22 protein-coding genes and 1 pseudogene are annotated in these 25,105 nt (G+C 35.7%); 5 read left to right on the top strand and 18 right to left on the bottom strand.

Annotation, left to right across the window (positions count from 1 at the left end; all coding sequences use genetic code 11):
• The first annotated feature begins 167 nt into the window (after positions 1-167).
• The 3 genes from glcD to MHH71_RS09090 all read left to right on the top strand — a co-directional run bounded on the left by glcD (position 168) and on the right by MHH71_RS09090 (position 4,206).
• Positions 168-1,580 (top strand): glycolate oxidase subunit GlcD, encoded by a 1,413-nt coding sequence (gene glcD / locus MHH71_RS09080; protein WP_006094081.1) that lies wholly within the window; start codon positions 168-170, stop codon positions 1,578-1,580.
• A complete protein-coding gene (locus MHH71_RS09085) occupies positions 1,577-2,905 on the top strand; it encodes a (Fe-S)-binding protein (protein WP_033798750.1) in 1,329 nt (442 codons plus the stop codon). The genes glcD and MHH71_RS09085 overlap by 4 nt, the downstream gene beginning before the upstream one ends.
• A gap of 458 nt (positions 2,906-3,363) precedes the next feature.
• Positions 3,364-4,206, top strand: a complete 843-nt coding sequence (locus MHH71_RS09090; protein WP_006094079.1) for a CAP domain-containing protein — start codon at positions 3,364-3,366, stop codon at positions 4,204-4,206.
• A 367-nt stretch (positions 4,207-4,573) separates the two neighbouring features.
• Here MHH71_RS09090 and MHH71_RS09095 read toward each other — a convergent pair whose 3' ends face one another.
• The 11 genes from MHH71_RS09095 to MHH71_RS09145 form a co-directional block, all read right to left on the bottom strand.
• Positions 4,574-5,179, bottom strand: a complete 606-nt coding sequence (locus MHH71_RS09095; RefSeq protein WP_018764147.1) for a DUF1648 domain-containing protein — start codon at positions 5,177-5,179, stop codon at positions 4,574-4,576.
• Between the two features lie 90 nt (positions 5,180-5,269).
• Positions 5,270-6,193 (bottom strand): RluA family pseudouridine synthase, encoded by a 924-nt coding sequence (locus MHH71_RS09100; RefSeq protein ID WP_003196042.1) that lies wholly within the window; start codon positions 6,191-6,193, stop codon positions 5,270-5,272.
• Positions 6,194-6,293: 100 nt separating this feature from the next.
• Positions 6,294-6,710 carry a hypothetical protein gene (locus MHH71_RS09105; RefSeq protein WP_003206419.1) on the bottom strand — a complete coding sequence of 139 codons (417 nt, stop codon included), beginning with the start codon at positions 6,708-6,710 and terminating at the stop codon, positions 6,294-6,296.
• 283 nt (positions 6,711-6,993) lie between these two features.
• Positions 6,994-9,189 carry an MMPL family transporter gene (locus tag MHH71_RS09110; RefSeq protein ID WP_006094078.1) on the bottom strand — a complete coding sequence of 732 codons (2,196 nt, stop codon included), beginning with the start codon at positions 9,187-9,189 and terminating at the stop codon, positions 6,994-6,996.
• Positions 9,190-9,513: 324 nt separating this feature from the next.
• On the bottom strand, positions 9,514-10,161 hold the full coding sequence (locus MHH71_RS09115; RefSeq protein WP_006094077.1) for a phosphatase PAP2 family protein: 648 nt from the start codon (positions 10,159-10,161) through the stop codon (positions 9,514-9,516).
• Between the two features lie 225 nt (positions 10,162-10,386).
• Positions 10,387-11,436, bottom strand: a complete 1,050-nt coding sequence (locus MHH71_RS09120) for a polyamine ABC transporter substrate-binding protein (RefSeq protein ID WP_003196038.1) — start codon at positions 11,434-11,436, stop codon at positions 10,387-10,389.
• A 35-nt stretch (positions 11,437-11,471) separates the two neighbouring features.
• Positions 11,472-12,272 (bottom strand): spermidine/putrescine ABC transporter permease PotC, encoded by an 801-nt coding sequence (gene potC, locus MHH71_RS09125; RefSeq protein WP_003206425.1) that lies wholly within the window; start codon positions 12,270-12,272, stop codon positions 11,472-11,474.
• A gap of 6 nt (positions 12,273-12,278) precedes the next feature.
• The gene (gene potB / locus MHH71_RS09130) at positions 12,279-13,124 is read right to left on the bottom strand and encodes a spermidine/putrescine ABC transporter permease PotB (protein WP_018764143.1); all 846 of its coding nucleotides are present in this window, start codon (positions 13,122-13,124) and stop codon (positions 12,279-12,281) included.
• A complete protein-coding gene (potA, locus tag MHH71_RS09135) occupies positions 13,121-14,104 on the bottom strand; it encodes a spermidine/putrescine ABC transporter ATP-binding protein PotA (RefSeq protein WP_006094076.1) in 984 nt (327 codons plus the stop codon). Before potA ends, potB begins: the two co-directional genes overlap by 4 nt.
• A gap of 235 nt (positions 14,105-14,339) precedes the next feature.
• A complete protein-coding gene (locus MHH71_RS09140) occupies positions 14,340-15,707 on the bottom strand; it encodes an aldehyde dehydrogenase (protein ID WP_006094075.1) in 1,368 nt (455 codons plus the stop codon).
• 328 nt (positions 15,708-16,035) lie between these two features.
• Complete coding sequence (locus MHH71_RS09145) at positions 16,036-18,423, bottom strand: immune inhibitor A domain-containing protein (protein ID WP_006094074.1); 2,388 nt, start codon at positions 18,421-18,423, stop codon at positions 16,036-16,038.
• 367 nt (positions 18,424-18,790) lie between these two features.
• On the opposite strand from MHH71_RS09145, the gene MHH71_RS09150 reads away from it, so the two are divergent.
• Both MHH71_RS09150 and MHH71_RS09155 read left to right on the top strand, forming a co-directional pair.
• The gene (locus MHH71_RS09150) at positions 18,791-18,922 is read left to right on the top strand and encodes an anti-repressor SinI family protein (RefSeq protein ID WP_003196032.1); all 132 of its coding nucleotides are present in this window, start codon (positions 18,791-18,793) and stop codon (positions 18,920-18,922) included.
• Between the two features lie 82 nt (positions 18,923-19,004).
• Positions 19,005-19,328, top strand: a complete 324-nt coding sequence (locus MHH71_RS09155) for a helix-turn-helix domain-containing protein (RefSeq protein WP_003196031.1) — start codon at positions 19,005-19,007, stop codon at positions 19,326-19,328.
• 96 nt (positions 19,329-19,424) lie between these two features.
• Here the strand turns inward: MHH71_RS09155 and calY are convergent, their stop codons facing one another.
• From calY to MHH71_RS09190, 7 genes and pseudogenes are all read right to left on the bottom strand, one after another.
• On the bottom strand, positions 19,425-20,018 hold the full coding sequence (gene calY, locus MHH71_RS09160; RefSeq protein ID WP_003196030.1) for a biofilm matrix protein CalY: 594 nt from the start codon (positions 20,016-20,018) through the stop codon (positions 19,425-19,427).
• 230 nt (positions 20,019-20,248) lie between these two features.
• The gene (locus tag MHH71_RS09165) at positions 20,249-20,917 is read right to left on the bottom strand and encodes a TasA family protein (protein WP_033798749.1); all 669 of its coding nucleotides are present in this window, start codon (positions 20,915-20,917) and stop codon (positions 20,249-20,251) included.
• Positions 20,918-20,990: 73 nt separating this feature from the next.
• A complete protein-coding gene (locus MHH71_RS09170; protein WP_006094072.1) occupies positions 20,991-21,581 on the bottom strand; it encodes a CalY family protein in 591 nt (196 codons plus the stop codon).
• A 161-nt stretch (positions 21,582-21,742) separates the two neighbouring features.
• Positions 21,743-22,582 (bottom strand): DUF4047 domain-containing protein, encoded by an 840-nt coding sequence (locus MHH71_RS09175; protein WP_033798748.1) that lies wholly within the window; start codon positions 22,580-22,582, stop codon positions 21,743-21,745.
• Between the two features lie 241 nt (positions 22,583-22,823).
• Positions 22,824-23,007, bottom strand: a pseudogene (locus MHH71_RS09180) (TasA family protein); the annotation flags it as partial.
• A gap of 67 nt (positions 23,008-23,074) precedes the next feature.
• Entirely contained in the window at positions 23,075-23,650 is a 576-nt protein-coding gene (sipW, locus tag MHH71_RS09185) for a signal peptidase I SipW (RefSeq protein ID WP_016113886.1), read from the bottom strand.
• Between the two features lie 135 nt (positions 23,651-23,785).
• The gene (locus tag MHH71_RS09190) at positions 23,786-25,054 is read right to left on the bottom strand and encodes a D-alanyl-D-alanine carboxypeptidase family protein (protein ID WP_033798747.1); all 1,269 of its coding nucleotides are present in this window, start codon (positions 25,052-25,054) and stop codon (positions 23,786-23,788) included.
• Positions 25,055-25,105 lie beyond the last annotated feature (51 nt).

Below are 25,105 nucleotides of genomic sequence, written 5' to 3' on the forward strand. Positions count from 1 at the left end.
ATTATACATAGAAAGAAATCCCCTACTTTTTTATGATTATAATGAAAACACTGTTACAACGTGTATATTCTTATTTTCATCATTCAGTAAATAGTCACTGAATGATGAAATGAGTCAAACTCTTATGAATAGGATAAACAAGTTAACAGTTTGAGGGGGATTTTCTAATGTTAGAACAACATATTATTGATTCATTCGTATCCATTGTTGGCAAAGATAATGTAGATACGTCCAACATGGGACGTTTAACCTATAGCTACGATGCAACTCCAAATTTCCAAGCGATGCCCGATGCGGTTGTCGCACCACGCAACACGAACGAAGTAGCTGAAATATTAAAAGTATGTAACAATCATAAAGTTCCAGTTTACGTACGAGGCTCTGGAACAAACCTTTGCGCAGGAACATGTCCACTTGAAGGCGGAGTTGTTCTTATCTTCCGCCATATGAATCATATTTTAGAAATAGATGAAGAAAACTTAACAATTACCGTGCAAGCTGGTGTCATTACACTTGATATTATTAAAGCAGTGGAAGAAAAAGGGCTATTTTATCCACCAGATCCAAGCTCTATGAAGATTTCTACAATCGGTGGGAATATCAATGAAAATTCCGGTGGCTTACGGGGTTTAAAATACGGTGTAACACGAGATTATGTTATGGGCCTTGAGATTGTCTTGCCAAATGGTGATATCATTCGCACCGGTGGTAAATTAGCAAAAGATGTAGCTGGCTATGATTTAACTCGCCTATTCATCGGCTCTGAAGGCACACTTGGTGTTGTAACAGAAGCCATTTTAAAACTTGTTCCAATGCCTGAAACAAAGAAAACAATGCTTGCATTATATCAAGACATCAATGAAGCCGCTCGTGCTGTATCAGCAATTATTGCCAATAAAATTATTCCAGCAACACTTGAATTTTTAGATCAACCAACAATTGAAGTGGTAGAAGAATTTGCACAGATTGGTTTACCAACAGATGTAAAAGCAATTCTCCTAATCGAACAAGATGGCTCTCCTGAAGTTGTGAACCGCGATATTGAAAAAATGGCTGAAGTTTGCCGTTCTATGCATGCGGTTGATGTTCGTATTGCAAAGGATGAAACAGAAGCAGATGCACTCCGTACAGCGCGTCGCAGTGCGCTCTCTGCTCTAGCAAGACTGAAACCTACCACAATTTTAGAAGATGCTACTGTACCACGTTCTCAAATTGCTCCTATGGTTGAAGCAATTAATGCCATCGCTAAAAAATATGATATTTCTATTTGTACATTTGGGCATGCTGGTGATGGAAACTTACATCCAACATGTATGACCGATGCTCGTAATGCTGAAGAAATGCACCGTGCTGAACAAGCCTTTGCAGAAATTTTCGAAAAGGCAATTGAACTTGGTGGTACCATTACAGGTGAACATGGCGTTGGTGCCATGAAAGCTCCTTATTTAGAGTTGAAATTAGGAAAAGAAGGCATCGCTGCTATGAAAGGTATTAAGCAAGCTTTCGATCCACATAACATTATGAATCCTGGAAAAATGTTTGCCAAGGACTCTCGTAAAAGAGTGGTGGTAGAAAGATGACAACATTAAATAAGGGACAGATTCAAAAAGCATTTAAAGAACGCCTGAATGAAGATGAATTATTAAACTGTATGCGATGTGGATTTTGTTTACCAACTTGTCCTACCTATATTCAATCTGGATATAAAGAGTCTCATTCCCCGCGCGGTCGTATCGCTTTAATGAAGGGCGTTGTCGATGGATTAATTGAGCCGGATGAAGATATTGAAAATACATTAAATGTTTGCCTTGGGTGCCGCGCTTGTGAACCTGTTTGCCCATCTGGCGTAAATTACGGACATTTATTAGAAGAAGCACGCGATATTATGAATCAAAATAAAAAGTTCTCAATGCCCGTCAAAGCTGTTCGCAAAATTGTATTCGAAGGCTTATTCCCTCACCAAAATCGCATGCGAACATTAACAGGACTAATCGGTTTTTATCAACGCTCTGGCTTACAAACGTTAACACATAAAACAGGCATTATGAAGTTGTTCCCAGAAACACTCGCAACAATGGATCTCGTCTTACCAAAAGTACCTAAGATGAAAGAAATGAAAAATCGCCCTGAATTTTTACCAGCTGAAACAACAAAGAAAAAACGTGTTGCTTTCTTTACTGGCTGTTTAATGGATACAATGTTTTTGGAAACAAACAACGCTACGATGAAACTCCTTCAACTTGCTGGCTGTGATGTTGTGATTCCAAAAGAACAAAATTGCTGCGGAGCACTACATGGTCATGCCGGAGAAAAAAGTGGCGCAAAAGAGCTTGCAAAACGAAACATCCAAGCCTTTGAAGATTTAAAAATTGATTATATTATTACAAACGCCGGTGGTTGTGGCGCGTATCTCGTAGATTATGACTACTTATTAAAAGATGATCCAAAATGGGCAGAACGCGCAAAACAATTTGTTACGAAAATAAAAGATATCACTGCTATTTTAGTAGAATTAGATTTTCATAAACGAACTGATTTACGCCTTCCTCCGCAAATTATTACGTATCAAGACTCTTGTCACTTGCGTAATGTCATGCGGACATCTTCTCAACCTCGTATGCTCTTACAAGCAATTCAAGGTGTGACATATCGTGAAATGAAAGAAGCGGATCGTTGCTGTGGTTCTGCTGGTATTTATAATATTGTACATTCGGAATTATCCATGGAATTTTTAGATTACAAAATGGAACGTGTTCATGAAACCGATGCAACAATAATTGTCACTGCAAATCCAGGGTGCTTACTACAAATGAAACTCGGCATTGAACGTGAAAAGCTTTCTCATAAAATGAGAGGTATTCATATTGTAGATTTATTATTAGAAGCAATTGAATCAAACTTGTAATATATGTAACAATGTGAAAACGGCTATCTCTTTCTTCTATGTAAAGAGATAGCCGCTTTTTTATTCGCTACAAGATTAAAAATATGTTACCGTCTATAAAAAAAGAACAACAAAAAGATTACAACTTCGTAAAAAAGCATCCATTATATTCCTCAAAAAAGTGGTAAAACCCTTGATGTGAATGGTTTTCATCTTTCCTAAATAGGTAATTTCACCCAAAATATCACCTTTATAAGCAAGGCAAAAAATGCTGAAATTTCCTTTTACAATCTAGTTTTCTCGCATTTCATCTCTTATTTAAATCTAGGATAAAATAGGTAATTTTATAGTCTATGTATTTTTTTCCATCTTTTTTCCGGCAATTTGTATGCTACGATGAATTTGTCAGTCGGACAGGCTGTCAAAAATAAATCTGTGTGAGAACAGTTAAAAAACTTTTACATAGGGGGACACATATCATGAAAAAGCGTGTTTTATTATCTGTAGCAGCAGCAACTGCATTTACATTCGGAGCATCTACTCTTAGTGCCGAGGCAGCAACGGTACAATCATCCACAATAAAGGTTCAGAATATTCAACATTCCAAAGTCTTTATGCAACATATGAATCAACAAGAATTACAAAAATACTTACAATCTATGGGAATTAACTCTCTAGCACAATGGAATCAAGTAAAATTCCAACAAGGGAACTGCTTCATTCCTGGTCAGCAACCAAACGTACCTACTACACCAGAGGTTACTAAACCAGAAACTACTAAACCGGTAGAACAAAAACCGGCTGAAGAAACAGCAAAACCAGAGGCTCAAAAGCCGGCTGAAAACAACAACAACAACAACAACAACAATACTAATAACAATACTAATAACAATGAAGCACAAAAACCGGCTGAAAATAAGCCAGCTGAAGAAGCAAAAGGCTCTTTAAGCGAATTTGAACAACGCGTTGTTGAATTAACAAATGCTGAGCGTGCAAAACAAGGCTTACCAGCATTAAAAGTTGACGCTGAATTAAGTAAAGTTGCACGTGCTAAATCTGAAGATATGCAAAAAAATAACTACTTCGATCATAATAGCCCAACATACGGATCTCCATTCGATATGATGAAGAAGTTCGGTATTTCTTATAAATCTGCAGGTGAAAACATCGCACAAGGCCAACGTACACCAGAAGAAGTTGTACAAGCTTGGATGAATAGTGAAGGTCACCGTGCAAATATTTTAAATAGCGGTTACACTCACATCGGTGTTGGTTATGTTGAAAGTGGAAACTACTGGACACAACAATTTATTACGAAGTAAGTATATGAATTAAAACCTTTCTTTTTAGAGGGAGAGAGAGGATCTGGCCGCACATAGAAGCGGTCAGATCCTTTTTCTGTCCCATGCCATGTGAAACCAAAAGGAGACAATGGGTGCAGGTCTCCTTTTGGTCTTCATAGCCGCGACTTATATATTGGAAAATCAAAATGGATTTATATATATAAGGAGTCTCCTATTATAGAAGACTCCTTTTTCCCTCTATTCGCGAGCAGTAAGACCCCCACCTCAAAATTCAGCGAAAACAAGACGTTAGGTTTTGGGATCAACTGCCCGGAAAAGCCCGATTGGTGAGGGCCGATAATCAGCGGAGGGGGATAAAGAAGCTCCCACTGATTAAAGTTTTACTTTATGTTTCATAATTTTCTAGTATATATGAATACAAAATACAACACATAAAAGCAATAGACCCACAGCTAATCACACCGATTAGTAGATACAATCCCCATTGTAGTTTCAAAAACAAACAAATTAATATGATAAGCGACATGTATTGAAAAATACGCTGACTAAACAAACGTATTTTCTGTAACACAATCGGCTCCTCTTCTTTTTTTCTTCCTTTTTTAAATCCTTTACTAACCATAAAAAGAAACGCGCTAATCCCTATTATAAGACCCGTTTGAAATGGTATATCTATTCCAGTGCCAATAGCAAGAATAAACATATGAATAAATAATAAAAATAGCGATACATTCTCTTTAAATCTCATCACAATATAGTGGTCATTCTCATTAAACTTATATACGTAACGTGAGATTATATACAACAGACCATGAAAAAAAACAATAAGATAAGGAATAAATAATACCACCACTTGCTTCCTCGCATATTCATTTGGTTCACCATTCTGATTCCAGTGCACCGCTAGATAATTCGGTAAATTTGGATATAGAAACAACGTAAATAGAAGGCCAGCAAAAAATATACCCATAATATATTTATATCTTACCAAGTAATCTTCACCTCTCTTTTCTATTTACGGCTTCGATTTTCACAAAAAATTTCCTGCAAAAAATATCTTTCTCAACTAAACAGAAAAACTTTACTTGTTCGACGTTTGGAAAGATTTCATGATGTTATTTAAATAGCTAGGAAGTGGAACCTCTACTGTTATCTCTTCTTTTGTAATTGGATGTAAAAATGCAATCCGCATAGCATGTAAGGCTTGACTTGACATATATGTGGATTGTCCACCATATAACGTATCACCAATTAGTGGATGACCACTATGACTCATATGAACGCGAATTTGATGTGTTTTTCCTGTCTCTAATTGTAACGTTACAAGCGTTACATCTTGATGCTTAAAATATTTCTCTACCCGATAATGCGTTACCGCTTGATCGCCTTTTAAAGAAACTCGGCGTCTTGTTGCATGATGTCGATCTCTTCCAATCGCTGCGTCAATTATCCCTTGCTTCTTTTTTACTTTCCCTTCCACCAATGCCAAATACGTTCTTTTAATGTTACGCTCCATTAATAACCGATCCATAATAGCACCAGCTATCCCATGCTTTGCAAATACAACGCCACCCGTTGTATCTTTATCTAATCGATGAATATGCCGTACTTTCGTCTCCACACCTTGCATTTGTAAATGAAAAGCAACAAGGTTTGCAAGTGTTCCTGTTCCACCTTTGCTAGAAGGATGCGTATCCATATGCGCAGGTTTATTTACAATTAATACGTGATCGTCTTCAAATATCACTTCTAAATCACCGAACTCCGGCTGGACACCATATTCTTCCTGGATAAACATATGAACTTGCAATTTATCTCCTTCTGCTAAAGGTTCACTCCATCGTTTTCGTTCTCCATTGACGATGATACCTTTTTCCATACGAAGTTGATGTAATAGTTTTTTTGGGACGCCCCATTCTTCTTTTAACAAAGAATCAATGCTGATACCGCTCCATTTAGCAGGAACCGTAATTTCGCACCATTCTCCCTTTCGTTTCATTTCCATGCTTTATCCACCTTATTTCTATTGATTCTACTATTGTAACGGAAAATGATTCATTATGCATTGTTTAAAGCAAAAGACAGTCTATTGCATAGACTGCCCTCTAAGCACGTAATTTCTTCATTTCTCGTAACATTTGTTCTGCTTTTTGCTCATAAGATAAATCTTTAAAAAAATCTGCTAATCGCTTGTAGTCATTGTAAGCATCTAATAAATCATCTATCGTTTCTTCCTGAGAAACTTTTGGCTTCGATTTCATTTTCACCGGGTACCGATAACCGGACATCTCATGTATTTTATAATATTCTTCCTCCACTTGAATTACTTTCACAAGTTCCTCTTCTTCAGCATCCATTGTGTACCCATCAAATTCCCTCAGTAATTCATAAATAATATGAGTCCATTCATCTTTTGGGTAAAACCCTTTTTCTAGTCTATAGCCGACAATGCGATACATGTGCCCATCATTTTCTGCAAACTGTACAGTATCATTTAACTTAAATTTAAAATAGCGAAACATTGTCTTCACCTGCTTTTATATGTATTGTTCTTACCACATACTATTTGCAAAAAGAGGGTAATGCTATTCATAAAAAAAAAGCGCTCATCCTATAAGAGAAACTGCTAAAAAACTTTTCTTTTTGGGTGAGAGAGGAAATGAGAGAAGAACCACTTTTGTGTTCATATCTACGATTGATATGTCAGTAAATCAAAATGAATATATATGGAAAGAATGGCGGATCAAAAAAGACCACTGAAAAACTTCCGTTTTTCAGTGGTCTCTCTACAAGATGAGCGCTTTTTTAATCCGATGATTTTACTTTTTTCTTTCGGAACGGCAGCCACCAGTTCCAATCTCCGAACATTTTCATTAAACTTGGTACAAGCATAAGTCGAATTATTGTTGCATCAAGAAAAATAGCAAGTGCCACACCGAGTCCCATTTGCTTTACTGGTAAAATATCAGTAAATGCAAATGCTCCTGTTACAACAATCATAATGAGAGCAGCTGATGTAATGATACGACTCGTTGATACAAGTCCTTCTAACGTTGCCGTATCATTATCTCCTGTCTCTTCATACAATTCATGAATACGAGAAATAAGAAATACTTCATAATCCATACTTAAACCGAACACAAGGCCGAATATAAAGATTGGTAACACGAATAAAACTGAACTTTCTTCCAATCCAAAATGCCCACCTTCAAATAGCCAAATCACAATACCAATGGTTGCGCTTAAACTAAGTACATTCATCACAATGGCCTTAATTGGAATAAGTATAGATCGGAATGCAAAGAGCAAAATAAAGAAAGTGGAACCGAAAATGACAGACATCCCAACCACAACTTTATCTTTAATTTCATCCTCTAACTCTTGTTGAAATGTTGTCATACCACCTAAATAATACGTAATACTGTCATCTTTATACGTGTCTTTAAAATCACGAACCCATTGCTTCGCAGTTTCCGTTCTCGGCTTTGTATCCAAGGAAATTTGAAGAGTTGTTTTATTTCCTTTTGTATATGCTTCCAGTATAGGTTCCACTTGCGTACGCTGTGGGGATTGTAACAATGTAGCAAGCTGTTCAGGTTTCATACCGTTTAGTTCGTCATATAGACCTTTTACTTTATATACACGCTTATCTTTTTTCAGTTTTTGAATAACATCTTCTAACTTCTGTAAATTTTCTTTCTCTATGACATTACTTTTCATCTCTAGTACTAGTGTAACATCAGCATGTGTTTTTACAATTTTGTTAAATGACTCTTCATACCTTTCATATGCAATTCGTGTATCACTTTTCTCTGGCAATGCTTCTACACCAGGAAATTGCAGATTAGCAGTACGGAGCGGCAACAAACAGACAATAATAAACAATGTAACAACGATAATCATCATAATAGGATGCTTCATAACAAATTGAGCGAACTTACGCCACATATTTGAAGTGCGAGGTGCAGTTTGATCCCTTTTCAAGATTCGCTTCCCTATTAACGATAACAATGCCGGAAGAAGTGTAAGTGAAAATAACATACTCATTACAACAACAATCATCCCGCTAATCGCAACAGACTGAATATAATCAATTTCAAAGAAAAACAAACCGGATAAACCAACAAAAACACATAACCCTGAAAATACAATAGCACGCCCCGCTGTTTGATATGTGACAGCTATCGCCTCTTTTACTGTCCGATATGCCACTTCCTCTCGAAACCGATTCACAAACAGCAATGCAAAGTCAATTGATAGCGCAAGCCCAATCATAGGTGCAACATTTAATACAAAAATAGATAACTCTTTATCTACACCAATAAAATATAAAATGCCCATTGTACTAATAACACTCAGGGCCCCATTTAAAATCGGCAAGATGGAAGCAAGCAAGCTACCGAATGAAAATAGTAGTACAAGAAAGGCAATTGGCAATCCGATCATTTCTGCTACTTTCAAATCATTTTGTGTCCGCTCATTAATTTCTTCATTAATCTTTGGAAAACCTGTTGGTGATACTTTCAAAGTATCGTTACTTTCCTTTTCTATTTCTTTTGCAAATTGTAATGTCTTTTCATTCCGTTCTTTACTTGTTTTCCCGGAAAATAAAATTGTCGCATACGCAATATCGTCTTGTAACATTTCTTTATTTTCTAATGGATGATGGAATGAATCATACGTTTCTTTCGTTTGAATTCTTGTTGTAATGTCTTCGATTCTTTTTTGAAAATCCTCTTTTGAAATTCCTTTGTTCTTCTGGAAAACAAGAAGGAGCGTATCTTGAGACTGTTTAAAATCTTTATCTAAAATTGCTTTTGTCGTTTGATAGTCTCCTTTTGTTTGGAAACCATCGCCCCCTAATACCCCTGGAAGTTTTGGTGCGAAAATGCCGAGTGCTATCGCTAACACAACTAATGTAATTATGACTGTATAGCGAAGTTGATAAAGAAAACTACCGAAATTCCCCCATTTATCTATTTTATGTACATTTGTCTTCACACATCTTCACCTACTTTATATAATTAGTGAATCTTTCTATATAAATCCATTTTAATTTTTCGACATATAAGTTGCTGCGACGAAGAACAAAAAGTGACCGCTACTTGTTTTCTCTTTCTGTTTTCATTTGGCATGGGGCTGAAAAAGGATCTGACCGCTTCTATCCACGGACGGATCTTCTCTTCCACCTAAAAAATGGTTTATGTCGGTTTTTTCATTTGGATTTATATATATTTTAGCACATATTACCATAATCAATTAGAGAATTTGGTATGAAAAAAAACGTCCGAAAAACCCAGTAATCTGAGCCTTTTCGGACGTGTCTCATCTCTCTTGATTCGTTCCAAATCGCTCCGAAAATAAGCGATGAAAATAAATAGCGATAATTAATGCCATACCACTTAAACAATAGCCAGCTAAAATATCAGTCGGATAATGTACAGATAAAATAATCCTACTTAATCCAATCCATATGATTAGCAATGCCATCGCAATCGTAATAACAACTTTCCCAGCCACATTTTTTACGTTTGCAGCAATGATATAAGCAAGAAATCCATACGTAATCATTGATAGCATAGCATGGCCGCTCGGAAAACTATATCCAAGGGCATCAAGCGCTTCATTTAAGCTCGGACGATCTCTTTTCATCATTTCTTTTATTCCTTTATTCACAAGATGTGTCATTAACACGGCCGTAGGATACACAATCATCGCGGCATAGTAACGTTTCTTCCAAAACACGAACAGACTAAGAATAAGCGTGCTTATAATCCCAATTGCAGATCCCATTTTTGTAAAATATGTAAAAAACACAAGTGAACTTTCTGTTTGTAATCCTCTTACAAGATCTTTCACATATATATCAAGTGTTGTTACACCATCTGCTTGTACTCTCCAAGCAATGAGAGCAAATGCAGCAAACAACAAGAGAATACAAGCAAGCCCATATCGATGTAATTTTCGTTTCAAATTTTTCCTCCTATTATGAAAAAATGCGGTTCCTATTTAGAAACCGCATTTTATTATATATCCAGTTTGTTTTTCCAACACATAAATCGCGGCTATGAAAATAAAAAGGAATCTCCACTCATTTTCTCCCTTTGTTTTCACGCGGCATGGGGCGAAAAAAGGATCCGACCGCTTCTATGCCCGGCCGTACCCTCTCTCCCACCTAAAAGATTCAGTTCTCTGTTTCTATTTTCCTTTTGTTTTTAACTCTGTCCAGTAACGATCATACTCTTTTAATTTATTGTCTACATCAACAAGCCACTCTGTACGAGCTAATTCGTCTTTCGATAAGAAAATCATATGATTATCACGATACTCTTTACTGTGAAGTTCCCATGCTTTTTCATTTGGATTACTATATCCAATGGATTCATAGTTTTTTACACTTACTTTTTCATCCATTAAGTAGTTCATAAACTTCTCGGCAAGATCTTTATGTTTCGCACCTTTTGGAATTGCTAATGTATCCGCCCAAATTGTACCGCCTTCTTTTGGAACAACATACTCTACATCTTTATTATCTTTTGCAATGAACGCTGCATCTCCAGACCAGACTGTTCCAATCCAAGCATCCTCTGTAATAAACTTTTGTTTAATATTATCTGTATCAAATGCAAGTAAGTTAGGAAGTAATTTTTGCAAGTCAGCAGCTGCTGTCTTTAACTCTGCATCATTTTGTGTGCTGTTTGAAAATCCATTCTTTTTCAGACCCACTCCTAACACTTCACGAGAATCATTTAATAAAGTAACATGTCCTTTATATTTCTCATTCCATAAGTCGCTCCAACTTGTTGGCGCTTCTTTTACATACTTTTTATTGTAAGCAATTCCTGTTACACCCCAAGTGTATACAAGCGAGTATTTATTCTCTGGATCAAATGAAGGTGTTTTAAAATTTGAAACAAGATTTTTTACATTTGGAATGTTCTTCTTGTCCAATGGCTCTAATAAATCCATTTTTGCCATCGTTTTAACCATGTAATCTGACGGTTGAATTAAATCATATTTTGCACCACCAGCTTGTAATTTCGCAAGCATTTCTTCGTTACTTGCGTATTTATCATAGTTAATTTTCACGTTATATTTTTTTTCAAAATCCTTTAACACTTGCTCATCAAAGTTATCAGCCCAGCTATAAATATTTAGCTCCTCTTTCTTTTCACCACAGCCAGCAAGTACACCGGCAACAAGGCTAAAGCTAATTGCTGCACCAGCTATTGTTTTCATCCATTTCATCGATTCATTGCCTCCTCGTTCTTTGTAATTCTCTCTTATAATGGAAGATGTCCTCCAGAGTTTTCTTCACCATCTGCACCTTTATTACGGAATATTTCCGATGCAACCATTAATCCAACAATAACAACAATTAATATTGTAGAAAGAGCATTAATTTCAGGTGTTACTCCGCGTTTCACCATACTGTAAATATATAATGGCAATGTTGTTGATCCTGGTCCAGACACGAAGAAACTAATCACAAAATCATCGATTGATAATGTAAATGTTAATAATGCCGCTGAAATAACCCCAGGTGCAATTCCTGGAAACGTTACATAACGAAACGTTTGCCATGGGGTTGCACCTAAATCATTCGCCGCTTCTTCTAAATCACGTCCCATACCAGAAAGACGTGCTGCTAAAATCACAACAACAAACGAAATACTAAATGTAATATGTGCAATAATAATGGTAACTTGTCCAAGTTCCATCCCAATTTGACTAAATAAAATGAGTAATGATAATCCCATTAAGATATCCGGAATTAGAATCGGTAAATATACAAGACCATTAATTGCTCCTTCAAAACGATATTTATAACGATGTAATGCAACAGCAAAAATCACGCCAAGAACCGTTGTCACAACTGTCGTCACGATTGCAATTGTAATACTATTTACAAATGCATCAATGACATCTTGCTTTTGAAACAAATCTGTATACCAATGGAAGGTAAATCCTTCCCATTCTGCGTTAATACGCGAATCGTTAAAAGAATATACCATTAGAACCATCATTGGAAAATACAAGAACAATAAAATCAACCAAGAATAAGATACTAAAAACTTCTTCATCTTTGTCTATTCCCCTCCGTTTCCGTATTTATATACTTTCGTCGCACGATAATATAAGTAAATTAACAGAACAGAGAACAGAACAACAATAATTGATAATGCAGATCCAAATGGCCAGTCACGCGCACCTAAGAATTGGTTTTGAATCACGTTTCCGATCAATGCTACTTTTGATCCACCCATGACGTCTGATACAACAAACATTCCGATAGATGAAACAAATACTAGAATCGAACCAGTAGCGACCCCTGACATCGTCATTGGCAATGTCACATTCCAAAATGCCTTCATTGGTGTTGCCCCTAGATCATATGCTGCTTCTAACTTACGTTTATCAAGCTGCTCAATCGCTGCATACACTGGTAAAATCATAAATGGAAGTAAAGAATATACCATTCCTAATATTACAGATGGTGTATTATATAATAAATTTAAAGGTTCATTAATAATGCCTAACTTCAGCAATAATGTATTTACAAGACCTTGTGAACGTAAAATAACAATCCATGCATATGAGCGCACAAGAAAGTTAATCCAAAACGGAATCGTTGCTAATAATAGAAGAATAGAACGATATTTACGATCAACAATTGTAATTGTATATGCAAATGGATAACCAATGAGTAAGCAAAGTACTGTTGTAATAACTGCAATTTTCACTGTTTCCCATAATGTATTCATATACAACGGATCAAACACGCGCGATATATTATCTAATGTAAATTGCATTTCCACTGTCCCGTATGCTCCACGCTGTAAGAACGCAAATGCTAATACGAATACAAGCGGAAATAAAAAGAAGATTAGCAACCATGTAACTGTAGGTAATGCGAGTAGTTTCCCTTTTTTCAATTTAAGGTCACCTCATCCTCTTGCTCCCAGCCTACATATACATTATCACCGATACTCCACTGCGCTGCTTCTTCGGCAGTTTGATATGCCATTAATAGTTCTGATGTTTTTTCATCGCGTACATAAAGCTTTTCCATATTTCCAACAAATTCAACATCTTCAATATGCCCAAGATGGTATTCTTTTAAAATCGGTTGCTCAACCGAACGTATTTTTACATTTTCAGGGCGCACTGCTACGTAGCTTTCCCCATTTTTTATAATATTATTTTCACCAATGAACGTCGCAACAAACAACGTTTTCGGTTCTTTATAAATTTCCTTTGGCGTTCCGATTTGCTCAATATGTCCTTTATTCATAACAACAATTCGATCACTCATACTCATTGCTTCTTCTTGATCGTGTGTTACATAAATGAACGTAATTCCTAAATTACGCTGCAAATTTTTCAATTCACGCTGCAAATCTTTTCTCAACTTAAAATCAAGCGCTCCAAGTGGTTCATCCAGTAATAACACACGCGGATTATTTACGATTGCTCTTGCAATTGCAACACGCTGTTGTTGTCCACCAGAAAGTTTTGCAGGCTTACGATTACGGAATTCAAGGAGCTGCGTTAAGCGCATCGCTTCTTCTGCACGTTCTTTTTGTTCTGCCGCTGATACTTTTTGCATCTTCATACCAAAACAAATATTTTTCTCCACCGTCATATGTGGAAATAATGCATAATGCTGGAACACTAGGTTCATATGACGCTTATAAGGTGGTAAATCGTTAATTCTATCCTCATCAAGTAAGAGATTCCCTTTTGTAGGAGTTTCAAAACCTGCAATCATACGAAGTAACGTTGTTTTCCCACACCCACTCGGTCCAAGAATTGTTAAAAATTCTCCTTCTTTAATATCTAAAGAAAGTGGTGGTATAATCACTTGATCTCCAAAATGTTTTTCTACTGCTTCAACTTTAATAATCTTTTTCATTTTCCCGTCCTATCTACCTCAAATTTTTAATCTTTATATTCATGAATAAATATTAGTTTTCTATCAATTCTTTTGTTTCGATCCAAACAAAAACGATTGTTTAACAGCGTCCTTATCTATTCTTTATGTAGTATGTTTGATTCATTTTCGCATGATACATATGTCGAACAGAAAAACCCCTTCAGGCGAGAAGGGGTTTTTATCATACGGCTACGCCTACTGATAAACACCATCATCATTTTAACAACTTTCGTATGAATTTTAAAGCACTTTTTGTAGAAGAATAACGAATTTTCATATCAAATACTGTAGATTGGGATAAAATGCTTTTATAGTGTGAAAATGTGCGAAAACTTTGTTTTCCATGATAACTTCCTAATCCACTGCTCCCAACACCACCAAAGGGTAGATATGGCGTAGCAAGATGATATACAACGTCATTTATACACCCACCGCCATATGAGACATTACGTGTAATTTGTCTTTGAATTTCTTTACTCTCTGAAAATACATATAAAGCTAATGATTTAGGTTGTCGCTGAATTCTTTCCACGATGTCTTCTATTTTCTCATACTCTATAATCGGCAAAATCGGACCGAAAATTTCATCTTCCATAACGGAATCCTGCCATGTAATATTCGTTATAATACTAGGCTCAATATGCAGAGTTTCCTCATTATATTTCCCACCAATTTCAACCCTACCATCTTGTAAGAAAGAACATAATCTTTCAAAATGACGTTTACTGACAATCCGAACGTAATTTTCATTTTGCAGTGGTTTTTCGCCATATTGATTTTTAATTTCAATTCGTAGTGCTTCAATAAATTGTTCTTTTACAGAAGAATGAACATATATGTAATCAGGTGCAACACATGTTTGTCCCGCATTCAAGAATTTCCCCCAAACTATGCGCCTTGCTGCTATTTCTAACTTTGCATCATTATGCACAATACATGGGCTCTTTCCACCAAGCTCTAACGTAAGGGGAATCAAACTTTTAGCTGCCGCCTCCATAACAATTTTACCCACTCCAACGCTACCGGTGAAAAAAATATAATCAAACGGCTCTTTTAACAGTGCTGTACTCTCCTCAATACCGCCTTCAACAACCGCAACAAGTTCAGCCGGAAATAACTCTTGTAACATATTTGCAAGAAGACTAGAAACATTAGGTGTCAATTCTGACGGCTTTAATACAACCGTGTTTCCAGCGGCTATTGCCCCTACAAGGGGTGCAACCGCAAGTTGAAAGGGATAATTCCACGGAGCCATTACAAGGGTAACACCATAAGGCTCTGGAACCACTTTTCCTTTCGAACCAACATGTGTAAGTGCGGTACGAACGCGCTTCGGCTTACTCCATGAAGAAAGATGTTTCACTAAAAATGAAATTTCCTTTAATACGTATCCAACCTCTGTCGTAAATGATTCATGATCTGATTTATTTAGATCCAATTTTAACGCTTGAAAAATATCAGATTCAAAACGCTGAATCCCTTCATATAATCTTTTTAAATGTTGCTTTCTTTCTTCTATATTTCTTGTGTGACCTTTATAAAAATATGACTTTTGCTCGTTCACAATAGAAGTGATATCCATCTACTATCCCCACCTTCTATATTTACATTGCCATTTCAACATATACATTACTGTTATGAAAACAAAAAGTGACCTACACTCATTTTCTCTCTTTGTTTTCACTTGGCATGGGGCAGGAAAAAGATCTGACCGCTTCTATGCTTGGACGGATCCTCTCTACCACCTTAAAAAAAGGTTGTATATTGATTCTTCAATATATATTCCACCTTTTACTTAACATTTTCCTATTCTTAAAGTTTAATTATATACGAGTTTGCATTTCATATAAAATACATTTGCTCATAAAAAAAGCTGTTGAAAGGAAAACCTTCAACAGCTTCTTCATAAATTAACGATATAAGCGAACTGCACCTGCAGACTTATCATCCGATTGGCCAACTACTTCAAATTTCAGGCCAAGTTTTGGTAAAATGCGTCCTGCATCTGGAATTTGCTTATTAATATAAGCTTTAGAATCGTCGAACTTCGCAACACCTGGTAGTCCACTGTATTCAAATGTTCCACGAGTTGGTGATACAACTTTCCATGCTGGTGTTTGATCGAAAGAGAACGCTGCATCAGCAATTTGATAACGTGTGCTATCTTTAAATGTTGGCTTACCATTTAAAGTTCCTGCAATTGCTTCAGGATGAGAATCAACTACACCAAGGAATCCGTATCCTGGATGCACGCCAACCCAGTTATCTGTATAGCTTGAGTCTGCATACCATACAACCATACCTGTGTTATATACTGGACCGCGAGCATATTTTAACGCTTCATCAGCACCAGCAGAGTTTCTCCACTCTACATAGTAGTTGTGCTTTTTCTTTTCAATTCCAGTAGAAGCAACGAAGCCATCTAGTTTGAATTTTGGTGTACCTTCTGCATCATCAGAGAATACAACATTACCATCTACTGTTAATGTTGCATTATCAAGAGTAAATCCATCTAATGCTAAACCACCATCAGTAATATATTCAAATACAAGCTTCACTTTCTTACCTTTAAATTGGCTTAAATCATAAGATTTGTCTACCCATTTTCCAAGAGTGGTATCTGCACCACCTTTTACATTTTTATTACCAATTGTATCGATTAATGTTTTCGACCCATCTTCTGCTACTGCATGTACTTCTAAGAGATCATAGTCTGTTTCAATTTCATATAATGATTTGTAATCAAACTTTGCATTTGTTGCATTTGTTAAATCAAATAAAGGTGTTTCTAATGTTGTATGAAGATCATCACCTTTTGTACTATAGTAGTACTTCTTACCAAACGCAGGCTGAATTCCTTTTACATCTTTATCCGGTAAATTAACACGGATCAGACCTGGGCGATCCGTTTTTGTTACGCTTTGATCTAAGTATGTTGCATAACCAATTCCTCGGTTTAACTTATCATAATCTAATTCCACAATATTCGCCCAGTTTCCACCAATTGTTTTTTGGAAGAACTCTTTGTTTTGCGGAGAGAAACTTGTTGGCGTTGTTCCAGCAATTTTACCTGCCCAGCTACCGCCACTCATAATAGACCATGACTGAACTGGCTCGCCGCCGCCAGAATATTTTGTATCATACTCATCTGGAAGACCTAAATCATGACCATACTCATGCGCGAATACACCAACTGCTCCATCTTCTGGTTCAATTGTGTAGTCAAACGCTGCCATTTTCCCATTCCAGTATGGTACTTTTGATTTTGTACCTTCTATTTCATATGGTTTTTGACCAACTGTCCAACGATGTGACCAAATTGCATCATCACCCAATTTGCCACCACCAGCTTCTTGTCCAACACCAGCATGGATAACCATTAAGTGGTCAATCAAGCCATCTGGTTGATTTTGATTGCCATCTTTATTTACATCATATTGATCAAATTGATCGAATTCTGATAAATCAAGACCGCTATCTACCGCTGCTTTTAATGCATCTTTGATCAGGTCACGAGGTCCTAGTGGTCCTTTATTATCATGACCATCTCCAGCATCTGCGCCGTAATCAGCAGCTTTTCCTGGAACTGTTAACCACTTTGTAACTGTTCCATCTACTGTATAGCTACCGCCAGATTGTTCCTCATAATACTTCTTAAATGTTTCAATTTTGCTTCCATCATCTAATGCAAATGGTTCGTCACCAAATAACATTTTTTGATAATGTTCTTGGTTAAAATCACTAGAATACATATAACCAGGTTCTTTATCAATATTGTTATGTTTGAAGTCAGCATACTCTACAAGTAAAACAAGTACTTTGTCTTTACGAACGTTTCCATTATACTCTTTTGCCTTTGCAGAAGTAGTTGGCACTTTACCATTTAATGCGCCTTTAGCGGGAACTGCTCCAGCTCCATTACCATTTGCTGGTGTTTCTAATTTTTCTTTTGTATCTGCCTTTGCATCTTTAACCTTCTTCAGGAAATCAGACGCTTCTTTTGTAACAGAATCCCCAGTTGTTTCTTCTTTTCCAGGTTTGTCACCCTTCTTTTTCTCTACATACTTTTCGACAGCTTTCTTTGTTTCTTCATTTGAAGCTGATGAATCAATCACTCCTCGGTTTTTAAGAGCATTAGCTAAGCGCTCTTCTGGAATTAAATGATCATCAATTGGACTTGTAGGTACTGTTTTTGCAGGTGTTTCTGCATAAACAGACTGGCTACCAGCCCCAAATGAGCAACTAAGAACAGCTGCTACAGCAAGTGTTGATAACACTTTAAACGGTTTCTTTTTCATCCCTTTTTTCCTCCCCCAATAAAATATGTACCAATATTTAGATAATAATAAAAATTCAGTAATTTTTCAATATTTTGTTTGATTTTGTGCTATTTTGTAACTTTTGTAACATTTTTGTAAAAATTACATGTTTTCCACAAAAATATTTCTCCATATATCAGTTATTTCTGAAGATATTGATAATTTTTGATAAAACTATTACAATTTCTTTATAGAATGACAAAACAATAACTTTTTATTGATTTTACCTACAAAATATACAATAAATTAACATTATTTTTACCAAATTAACTTTTCGAAATATTATAATGTGTTTAAAAGGTTGTTTATTTTGTACGATTCATTACATATTAGGGAGGAATACACTTTGTACAAAGAAAAGGCAGATACGCTAGATCAGGATTGGATTGATTTAATGCTTGAAGCTTTAGATGCTGGGATTGCTATTCAAGATATCGAACACTTTTTCCAACGTATGAACCAGCCTACCAGAAACTAGCAGAGGCGTTCTTTTTAACGAAATTTGTGTTATAATAATGACATCATAAGCCGACTACATACTTACAGAAAGGTGCACAAAGATGATAGGAGAACGTATAAAACGCCTTCGGTTGCAAAGAGGGATTTCTTTAACAGAACTTGCTGAAAAAGCAGGTGTTGCAAAGTCTTATATTAGTTCCATTGAACGTAATTTACAAAAGAACCCTTCCATTCAATTTCTTGAAAAAATTGCTAATGTTCTGCAAATTCCCGTGGATACGCTCCTTCATGACGAAATACCATCCGAAAATCAATTGGATTCGGAATGGACACATCTCGTCAAAGAAGCCATGAACTCCGGTGTATCAAAAGAACAATTTCGTGAATTTTTAGAGTTTACAAAATGGAAGAGAAATCAGAAATAATATATACGAAAAGAAGTGCATACTGGGGGGCACTCTTTTTTTAGTTACAAAAAAAGCGGGGAATCCCCGCTTTTTTGTCTGTTATTTCCTTATTGATTATCTCTCTTCGCCTTCAGTTTGGTTTGCATTGAATGTCCATTCTAAGTTTAATTTATCGCCTTGGAATTTATTTTGATCTTGACCATTTTCTTCAAATACAAATTGTACCCATAGGTAGTCTTCTGTTCCAGCTTCTAAGCCACCCTTTTCACCCCACTCTGGAGCAAAGATGTCTTTTGCTAGAAGATCTGGATCAGCATTTTGTAAGTCTGCTAATGTTGTTTCATATACAGGCTCGCTTTGTTTATCCCAGTTCCAAATAAATTTCACTTTAATATGCTTACCGAAATCTTCCCCAGCGTTATCGCCTTTCGCATCTGTAACTGAATATTTCGTTGCTAATTTAACATCTTTAATTGCTAACGTGCCGCTGTTCTTTAATAAGAATTCTTTCTTAACAGAATCGCCTGGTTTAAGGTCCTTAATATCTACAATTGTTTGAGGGTCCAAAGTAAGATCTAATGTACCCGCTGCAAACGTATTGTTCGATACTTCTTTGTCACTAAAGTAAGCGAATGTTCCTCCACCGATTAAAGATAATCCCAATGCCGCTGAAGCGACTCCCATACCTAATTTTTTCTTTAAACTCACTGTAAATTCCCCCTAGCTATTTTTTTTATTGTTATCTCTTAATGTAGGATAAGAGGTATAACCAATAGAACGCCTGTTATTTTTCTACGGCCAATGTATGTACAATACCCCTTGAATTTATCTGTTCTTTAAAAGCTACCTTATGTTCATTATAAAGAACGTAGAGGTGTAATTGCAACTATAAAATAATATTAATTTTGAAACTATTCTCTATTCATCCTTAAAAAGACTTAATCCTTCCGATACTTCATTTGAATATACTTTTTATAAAAATATAATCCACACCATACTAAGCCAAACCCTATTAAAATCATACTGCTTTGCTGCGTACCTGTACGTGGTAGCTGCCAGTTACTATTAGAATTTATGGATGCAGGAGGTTGCATTTGATTGATTCCCATTTCATTTTCGGTACCCTCACCATTGCCGGTTGGTCCCTCTGCATAAAAAATAAATTTTACTATTGTTTGTAATCCTTGATACTCATTTCCTAACTCTTTAGGAACATGTATCGTATAGATAAGCTCGTCAGTTCTATTAACTGCTAATGTACGCTTTTCCATACTTTGAAGTTCTTTTAGACTTCCCTCGTACAGCACTCCTTGTTTATCTTTTACAGTGACCGTAAGAGCTTCATATAATTTCGTAGACCCCTCTGAAGCCTCGCTCTTTATACTATATGATAATTTCTTTGTTCCTTCATTACTAATACGTATACTTCGATTTGCCCAGTCTCCTGGCTTCATATTTGAAACATGAAATAGTACTTCTTTGGGCTCAAGACTTATATCTATTTCTCGCCGCTCCTCTGCATACACTTGGTCAATATTTTTTGTAATACCAATGAAAACTACTAGAATCAGACATATACTCATGATAAATAACCACTTCTTATTCATGTGCATCCCTCATATAACAAGAATTGGTATGAAAAAAAGGCAGGAAAAACCTACCTTTTTTCTATCAATCCTATTATTTTTCTGACCCTTCTGTTTGTTCTGCTTCAAATGTCCATTTCAACTCAAGTTTATCACCTTGGAATTGATTTTGATCTTGCTTATTATCTACAAATTCATATTGTACCCAAAGATAATCGGAATCACCATGCTTCAAACCACCCTTTTCAGCAAACCAACCTGCAAAAATACTTTCTTCCACTGCATCTGGAGACATAGCCTTTAAATCCGCCAATGTCGTTGAGAAAATAGGCTCACTTAATTTATCCCAATTCCAGAAGAAATTCACACGGATATGCTTACCAAAGTCTTCTGAATTATCTCCTTTTGAATCTATTACATTATAATTAGTTAATAATTTCACAGTTTTTATATCTAATGAACCATTATTGACAAGCTTAAAGTCACGTGTCATTTTATCCCCTGGCTTAATATTATCAACATCAATAATCGTAGTTGGATCTACAGAAAGATCTAATGTACCTGCTGCAAATGTATTATTTGATACTTCCTTATCACTAAAGTATGCAAATGTTCCTCCACCAATTAAAGATAGTCCTAACGCAGCTGATGCAACACCCATTCCTAATTTTTTCTTAATTCCCATTCCATATTCCCCCTGAACTTCATTTTTTTATGTTAACCTCTACATTTGTAGAAGGTATAACCCAAAAATCAGTGGTTTTCATGTACAGCGCTTGAATCTTGTTTCTGCACTTCTTCTTTATTCTCTTCAGGCTGTTATAATACTGGATTGGTCTTTTTCGCTTATTGAGCTTGATTGACTTGTTCTTGTTTAGGGTTTGACGGTTGCTTTATTTCTTCTTGTTTGTTTGATTTTTTTTGCTCAGAAGAAGGTACGACTTGTTCTTGTGTAGGGTTTGATGGTTGCTTTGTTTCTTCTTGGCTGTTTGACTCTTTTTGCCCAGAAGACGGTACGACTTGTTCTTGCGTAGGGTTTGATGGTTGCTTTATTTCTTCCTGGCTGTTTGACTCTTTTTGCTCAGAAGAAGGTACGACTTGTTCTTGCTCTGTTTTTCCAGACGTGTTATTAACCTGTTGCGCTTTTTTCTCTTCTATTTTCTTTTGTAGGGTTAGAATAAATTCTTCCATTTTTTGTACTGATATTTGCTTATCAACATTATCCTTAATACTCCCTACTTTAGTAAAACCCGCTTGTACATATTGAAGCACTTGCTTACTTGAATCGCTATTATTTACTCTTACATTTTCTACTGATTGCTTATAATAATCTTCTATTTCTGTATATATGTGTTGCAAGGCTTCACGTTCCACTTTCACTTTTTCAAACTGTTCTCTCCATTGCTGCGCTTTTTGTTCGAGTACTTCTACAGAATCAGCTTGCGTTTCCTTATTCATTCCTTCAGTTCCATTTAAAATCAAATTCTCATGCTGTTGCGTTTCTTTCACCAAAGTATCAATCGTTTTTGGAAATACAATTGCAGTTGAAACAGTAGAATGTATTTTTGTCTCATTTACAAAAGCAGCCTCTGTATACGTAACTACTTGTGATCCCATATAGAAAGCTATTGAACACATACATGGTAACATGAGTATTGTTTTTATTTTTTTTGATGATTTCATCATTCCAACCTCTCCCATTACTCGCATTCAATTCTCTATAAAGAACATAATTTCATTATATAGAATAAAATCCGAAAATCAAATAAAAAATATAGAATTTTTTTACATTTTTGTGGCATATGGCCTTTTTGCATGGTAAAAAACCTAATTCTATCAATCTAATCTCTCGTATACATATCTCCGTATAATAGTTCGAAAATAATATATATAAATAGACTATCAATTTGATAGCCTATTTATATAATTATTTCTCGCTACCAACTGTTTGCTGTGCATCAAATGTCCATTTCAGCTCAAGCGTATCTCCTTGGAATCGATTTTAATTTTTTTCCATTATCTACAAACTCAAATTTCACTTTAAATGTATTCTTGTTTCCCGCCTTAATTCCCTTCTCCTTTAATAACTCCAAAAGTGCATCATTATTAACTGGTATTGAAGGTTTCTCCAATAATATCTTTATATTTATAATCTCTAAAATGGAGAAAATAACGGAATTATACAGATTGTCCTACATCTGCAGATTTCTTTTTCTTTTCGCTATCAATGCTACGGATTGCACTAAAAATAGAAATTGCAGAGTACCCAAGTAAACATATGCCTGGAATAATTAAAAGTAAGGCTGCTCCTGCTTTTGAATTCGCATAATTCAACAAATACCCCACATATGGAACTGTAATATTTCCATATTTCCCAATAACATTTTCTGCTAAGACTGGTTTTAAATCCGGCCCATTATTATTGTCACCTTTCGTTTCATACATTACTTTCCCATTTACGTTTTTCACATCAATAATACGGTGAGTTACAATTTTTTTATCGCTTTCTTTAAAAGTAATTACATCGTCTTTTTTATATTTAGATCCATCTTTCGTTGGTTCGATTGCAATAATTGACCCTGTTAAAAATGTTGGTTCCATCGATCCAGATAGTACTGTTTTAAATTGATATCCCATTACAGTCGGATCCCCGCCGCTTGCTTTTGATGAGATGACAATAAACGCTAAAAAAACCATTAACGCAAATAAAACAAATGAGATGACGTTACTCATAATCTTCCAAACTAGTTTCATCATTATCTCCTCCTCTTTATTATGTATATGCACGTAAAAACTAGGATATCCTAAGTTGTTCTTAAAAAAGAACTCAAGTCAATACTATAATGAACGAATGAAAAACGCAATAAAAAATAGGCAATTGATCATTGCCTATTCCACTTCTGAAACCGCATTCTTTTTAGCTCGTCTTACCACATATAAACCGATTATTATTAAAGCAATAATTCCAACTCCAATACTTACCATCAACCCAAAAGGATACGTAGGTTCAGCTGGCTTTATATTTTTTTTCGGCATTGCAAATGTAACATCTTCCTTAGAAAGAACATTAATACTTTCAATCTTTTGATTGTTTTTCGTCACGTCTACTATTCCAATTACATCCCCGCGATGAATCCCCTTTTGATATAGTTTTTCTTTATCAACCGGAGCCGTTCTAAAGACTGTTTTTACATTCTTACCTTCATCTTTCTTCAACATCAATTCTGCACTTTTTTCAAGTTCACAATCTATATTTTTATCTAAATATGTTGCTTTCTGATGCCAATTATTTTTATCTAAAACCATTTGCTTAGCAAATTGTGAGAAAGAATGATCTGCAATTTGACGCATATCTTCGTAAATCTCTGGTCTTTGTGACGCCATCACAACATTGACAATACGATTACCATCTTTCTCATTTAATAATACAAGTGTATTGCGTGCTTCATTTGTAAAACCTGTTTTTCCACCAATACTATATGGATTTTCGAAATAAGTAGCCTTATTAAAAATAGAAACCGTTTGTCTAGATGTTGTAACCGTTGTTCGTTTCGTATTCATAGCTTGTAAAATCTCAGGGTATTGTTGAACCCCTCTCGTGATCATTGCCATATCATATGCCGTCGTATAATGATTCGGATCATGTAAACCATTCGGCGTTACAAAATGACTATCCTTTGCTCCTAACTGCTTCGCTTTCTCGTTCATCATATTCGCAAAGTTTTCTATACTTCCGCCAATACGTTCACCAATTGCATACGCAACATCATTTGCACTTAATACCATTAAAATTGTTAGTGCTGTATTACGATTGATTGTTTCACCTACCTGAAATTCAAGTTGATAATTACTCTTTTCCTGATCTAATGCAGGTTGTGAAAACGTAAATTGCTCCTCTGGCTTCGTATGCTCCATTAATAAAATAGCAGTCAATACTTTCGTCATGCTTGCCGGAAATGCATGTTGATGTGCATTTTTGTCATACAAAACATCCCCTGTTTTTGCATCAATTGAAACTGCAAACTGTCCAAACACATTTGGACCCGGACCAGGTGCCGGCACTGGTTCAGTTCCAGTTTCAGCGTACAATGTCATAGGCGTTAAAAAGAATAAACAAATCACCATAACAAAAACCGAAATTTTCTTACAATTCACCATATGACTCTCCCTTTTCTATTTTCTTTTGCCTTATATACTAATTCTACCAAT

It is taken from the genome of Bacillus sp. FSL H8-0534 (genome assembly GCF_038005885.1).
Lineage (GTDB): Bacteria > Bacillota > Bacilli > Bacillales > Bacillaceae_G > Bacillus_A > Bacillus_A pseudomycoides.

Bases quoted from the DNA above. Each gene is read 5' to 3' on its own strand.
- sipW (WP_016113886.1), bottom strand. From the start codon at position 23,650: ATGAAACTAGTTTGGAAGATTATGAGTAACGTCATCTCATTTGTTTTA.
- potA (WP_006094076.1), bottom strand. From the start codon at position 14,104: ATGAAAAAGATTATTAAAGTTGAAGCAGTAGAAAAACATTTTGGAGAT.
- MHH71_RS09100 (WP_003196042.1), bottom strand. From the start codon at position 6,193: ATGGAAATGAAACGAAAGGGAGAATGGTGCGAAATTACGGTTCCTGCT.
- MHH71_RS09140 (WP_006094075.1), bottom strand. From the start codon at position 15,707: ATGGATATCACTTCTATTGTGAACGAGCAAAAGTCATATTTTTATAAA.
- MHH71_RS09090 (WP_006094079.1), top strand. From the start codon at position 3,364: ATGAAAAAGCGTGTTTTATTATCTGTAGCAGCAGCAACTGCATTTACA.
- MHH71_RS09190 (WP_033798747.1), bottom strand. From the start codon at position 25,054: ATGGTGAATTGTAAGAAAATTTCGGTTTTTGTTATGGTGATTTGTTTA.
- MHH71_RS09105 (WP_003206419.1), bottom strand. From the start codon at position 6,710: ATGTTTCGCTATTTTAAATTTAAGTTAAATGATACTGTACAGTTTGCA.
- MHH71_RS09155 (WP_003196031.1), top strand. From the start codon at position 19,005: ATGATAGGAGAACGTATAAAACGCCTTCGGTTGCAAAGAGGGATTTCT.
- MHH71_RS09085 (WP_033798750.1), top strand. From the start codon at position 1,577: ATGACAACATTAAATAAGGGACAGATTCAAAAAGCATTTAAAGAACGC.
- MHH71_RS09175 (WP_033798748.1), bottom strand. From the start codon at position 22,582: ATGATGAAATCATCAAAAAAAATAAAAACAATACTCATGTTACCATGT.
- MHH71_RS09165 (WP_033798749.1), bottom strand. From the start codon at position 20,917: ATGAATAAGAAGTGGTTATTTATCATGAGTATATGTCTGATTCTAGTA.
- glcD (WP_006094081.1), top strand. From the start codon at position 168: ATGTTAGAACAACATATTATTGATTCATTCGTATCCATTGTTGGCAAA.
- MHH71_RS09145 (WP_006094074.1), bottom strand. From the start codon at position 18,423: ATGAAAAAGAAACCGTTTAAAGTGTTATCAACACTTGCTGTAGCAGCT.
- MHH71_RS09170 (WP_006094072.1), bottom strand. From the start codon at position 21,581: ATGGGAATTAAGAAAAAATTAGGAATGGGTGTTGCATCAGCTGCGTTA.
- MHH71_RS09120 (WP_003196038.1), bottom strand. From the start codon at position 11,436: ATGAAATGGATGAAAACAATAGCTGGTGCAGCAATTAGCTTTAGCCTT.
- potC (WP_003206425.1), bottom strand. From the start codon at position 12,272: ATGAAGAAGTTTTTAGTATCTTATTCTTGGTTGATTTTATTGTTCTTG.